The sequence below is a fragment of the Streptomyces boluensis genome (assembly GCF_009908195.1).
Taxonomy (GTDB): Bacteria; Actinomycetota; Actinomycetes; order Streptomycetales; family Streptomycetaceae; genus Streptomyces; species Streptomyces boluensis.
The window spans coordinates 1-3,870 of record NZ_JAAAHS010000543.1; the positions used below are offsets into that span (position 1 = coordinate 1).

The window sequence follows — 3,870 nt, forward strand, 5'->3', positions numbered from 1 at the left end:
GGTCGGGCGGGTTCAGGCGGTGGTGAGGCGTACGGGGGTGGCGCCGGAGAGCAGGGTGTCGAGGGCGGCGTCGATGTCGGAGCCGAGGTACCAGTCGCCGGAGTGGTCGAGGGCGTAGACGCGGCCTTCGGTGTCGATGGCGAGGAGGGCCTGGGTCTCGGTCTCTTCGCCGAGGGCGCACAGCTCGGTGTCGAGGGCGCGGCCGAGGTCGCCGAGGGTGCGGGCGAGGTGGAGGCCGCAGAGCGGGTCGAAGCGCAGGGTTTCGGGGGCGATCTGGCGGCCGGGTCCCGCGGGGGTGAGGGTGAGGCCGCCGAATTCGGCCCAGACCTCGACGGCGGCGGGGAAGACGGTGTGCCGGTGGCCCGCGGGGGTGGTGTGTTCGCGCAGGATGTCGGCCCACTGTTCGGCCTGCTTGATGTCCCAGCGTCCTGGCTGCCAGCCGGAGGCGCGCAGTGCGGCGTCGACGGTGACGGGGAAGCGGGTGGTGGAGGTGCGCGCGGCGGCGCGGTCGGTGGTGGTCATCAGCCTTGGCCCTCGGTGGGTTCGGTGGGGGCGACGACGCGTACGCCGAAGTGGTCGATGAGGGCGGTGCAGGAGCGGCAGGGGGTGGCGAAGGCGCCGTGCAGAGGGTCGCCGGCTTCGCGGATGCGGCGGGTGGTGAGCTTCGCGTGCTTGAGGGCCTTGCGGGCTTCGCTCGGGGTGAGGGGTTTGCGCTGGGCGCGTTTGGAGCGGCCGGCTTCCACGGCGGTGAGGTGCCGGGAGATGAGCAGGGCTTCGGGGCAGCGGCCGGTGAAGCGTTCGCGTTGGCCGCTGGTGAGGGTGTCGAGGAAGTCCTGTACGAGGGGGTGGAGTTCGGGTGCGGTGTCGGCGCGGCCCGCGGTGGAGGTGAGGGTTTCGCCGCGTACGGAGAGGGCGGCGGCGACGGTGGGGAGGATGCCGTCGCGGCGGTGGCGGAGTACGGGTGTCGGGGTGGTTTCGGTGCTGCTCCAGCTGAGCCGTGGGTCGCCCGTGCTCTGCGGTTGTGTGGTGTGCATCGTGCTCCGTCCCCTCCCTTGCCCGCGGTGGTGGCCCGTTGGTGGCACCTCCGCACACCCCCGAGTGCGGTGACAGCCTGCCAAATGGGGTGGCTGGTGCGGAAGCTGGGGCTGTGTGTGTTGTGTCGTTTTCGTCGGACCGTCACGGCGGGTGACCGCAGGTCACGGAAGCGGAGGCCCGGTGACCGGTGGTGCGGCAGCGCTTAGGCTGTGGCGTGTCGGCCGTATGGGGTCGGCCGCGAGGAATCGTCGATCCGAACCCTTCAGATGTGCCGCAGGGGGCAACCGCCATGACGACAGGTCGGCTCGGGCTGGGGGTATCGCCCAGTTCCCAGGCTGGGGACGCCGTGCCGCCGAACGCGGCTTACGCCGGTCAGCTCGTGCAATTCCCGGACCCGGTACGGGCCGCGCGCCATCCGGGGGGTGTGCGGATGAGTGCGGAGGGCTTCCCGGATTTCTCGCCGTACGCGCGCGCCGCGGCCGAGGTCGCGGATCCGCCGGAGGGTTTCGGCGTGGACGAGTTGCGGCTGACGGACTACGTGTCGGCGAACGCGGCGCTGGCGGCGGACGGTCATGAGCTGTGGGACACGATCCCGGCGGTGGCGACGCCGCACGGCTGGACGTGGCATCACGTGGCGGGGACGCGTCGTCTTGAGCTGATCCCGGTGGAGGTCAAGGCGCTGCTTCGGCACCACGCGGGCATCGCGACGGCGGTGGTGGACCAGCACAAGCGGGGTACGCGGCCGTTGCAGGAGCCGCGTCCGGCGCACTTCGGGCTGCCGCGGTCGACGGTCGCGGTGACGGAGCAGCAGTTGCTGGGTATCGAGGAGGACCTCGGGTACCGGCTGCCGGGTGCGTACCGCTCGTTCCTGAAGGCGGCGGGTGGCTGTGCGCCGTCGGGGGCGGCGCTGGACGCGGAGTTGGGTCTGCTTGTGGACCAGCCGTTCTTCACGGTGCGGGACGAGGCGGCGGTCAATGACTTGTTCTACGTCAACAAGTGTCTGCGGGATCACCTGACGAAGGACTACCTGGGGGTGGCTTTCGTGCAGGGCGGCATTGTCGCGGTGAAGGTGCGCGGGGAGCGGCTCGGTTCGGTGTGGTTCTGCCCGTACGACGATGCGCGGGACCGGGACGGCTGGACGATAGAGGACCGGGTGGAGCGGCTGTTGCTGCCCTGCGGTGAGGATTTCGACGCGTTCCTGTCCCGGCTGGCGGGTAATCCGCCGGAGCTGGAGACGGTGGCGAACCTGATGGTGGACGGTGGCTTCGCGCGTGCTGTGCCGCTGTCGGCGGTGGGGGAGTGAGCTGGCGATGGTGACGTTCGCGCAGGCGCAGGAGCGCGCCGAGGAGTGGATCAACGGCGATGTGCCCGCGTATCAGCACCGTGAGGTGCGGGTGCGCGAGTTCGACCTGGGCTTTGTCGTCTGGGCTGAGGACCGGGAGGAAGGTCCGCGCTCGGAGGGCGGCCGGCAGCGTCTGGTGATCGCCCGGGACAGCGGCGAGGCGACGTTGTGGCCGGGTCTGCCGGTGGGTGAGGTGATCCGGCGGTACGAGGAGGAGTACGCGGCGTCGCAGGCGCCCGCCGCGGTGGCGCCGCCGGAGCGGGTGGACCTGCATCAGACGTCGTTCCTGCTGAGTCCGCCGGAGTGGTTGCAGGAGGCCGCGGACCAGATGGGCATCGGGGAGCGGCGGCCGGGTGGCGCGGATGCGGTGTCCGCTCCGGTGGCGTCCTCGTCGACGGCCACGTCGGGCGGGTCCGATCAGTCGTCCCCGCCGCCGAGCGCGCCGCTCGCCCCGGCTGCCCCGAGCGCTCCGCTCGCCCCGACGGCTCCGGGTGTGCCGAGCGCGCCGGGTGCTCCCGGTGCTCCGGACGGGACGCCGTGGGCGGGTACGGACGCGACGCCGTGGGCCGGTACGGACACGAACGCGGACGACGACCGGTCGGCGTCGCCGTCCGCCAGTGCGCTTCCGCCGCTGTCCGGTTCGGACGACGACGACGCGGCGCCGCCCGCGGTGGCGCCGGATGCGAAGACGGCGCTGATGAGGGGCGGCAGCCAGTTGCCGCCGACCGCTGTGGCCCCGGCCTATGAGCGCGGGGAGCGGTCGGAGGCGCCGCCCGCGCCCGGCGGTCCCGTGCCGCCGTCTCCGCCCGCGGCCCCGGTGGCGCCGCAGCCGCCCTCGTACGGATACCCGTCGGCTCCGCCCGCCCCGCCGGTGGTCGACGGCGCCGCTGCGGAGGCCGGGCCGGACCGGTCCGAGCCGCAGCCGCCGCCCGCTTCCGGGCCGGGGGCGCCGGGCACTCCGGCCGGTGGGTACGTGCCGACGCAGATGGTGTCGTCGCTTCCTCCTGAAGTGAGCGCCGAGTTGAACGCCCAGCTGCCTTCGGCTCCGCCCGGTGCGCCGCAGCCGCCTGGTCCGCCCGGTGCGCCCGGTATGCCTGGTGCTCCGCAGCCTCCCGGTCCGCCTGGTGCTCCCGGCGCTCCGGGTGCTCCTGGTGCGCCCGGTGGTGGTGTGCATCAGGCGGCGACGATGTTCGCGGACCCGAGTGCGATGGGTCCGGGTGGGATGGGTCCTGGTGCTCCGCAGCCTCCTGGTCCGCCCGGTGCTCCCGGTGCGCCTGGTGCGCCGCAGCCTCCTGGTCCGCCCGGTGTTCCGGGTGCCATGGGTGTTCCGGGTGCGCCTCAGCCTCCCGGCCCGCCCGGTATGCCCGGTACTCCGCAGCCTCCCGGTCCGCCTGGGGCTCCCGGTGCTCCTGGTGCTCCTGGTGCGCCCGGTGGTGGTGTGCATCAGGCGGCGACGATGTTCGCGGACCCGAGCGCGATGGGTCCGGGTGGGA

Annotated in this window: 4 protein-coding genes; 2 read left to right on the forward strand and 2 right to left on the reverse strand. The window is 73.2% G+C overall.

From position 1 onward, the window contains the following. Positions 1–12: 12 nt before the first annotated feature. Both GUY60_RS35525 and GUY60_RS35530 read right to left on the reverse strand, forming a co-directional pair. A complete protein-coding gene (locus tag GUY60_RS35525) occupies positions 13–522 on the reverse strand; it encodes an SUKH-3 domain-containing protein (protein ID WP_161705510.1) in 510 nt (169 codons plus the stop codon). Next, positions 522–1,034, reverse strand: coding sequence for a YwqJ-related putative deaminase (locus tag GUY60_RS35530; RefSeq protein ID WP_161705511.1), 513 nt, complete (start codon positions 1,032–1,034; stop codon positions 522–524). The genes GUY60_RS35525 and GUY60_RS35530 overlap by 1 nt, the downstream gene beginning before the upstream one ends. Positions 1,035–1,324: 290 nt before the next feature. On the opposite strand from GUY60_RS35530, the gene GUY60_RS35535 reads away from it, so the two are divergent. Then, on the forward strand, positions 1,325–2,338 hold the full coding sequence (locus GUY60_RS35535; protein WP_161705512.1) for an HNH endonuclease: 1,014 nt from the start codon (positions 1,325–1,327) through the stop codon (positions 2,336–2,338). Positions 2,339–2,345: 7 nt separating this feature from the next. Next, on the forward strand, positions 2,346–3,870 hold a 1,525-nt coding region (locus GUY60_RS38375), incomplete at its 3' end, for an SUKH-4 family immunity protein (RefSeq protein ID WP_512700851.1).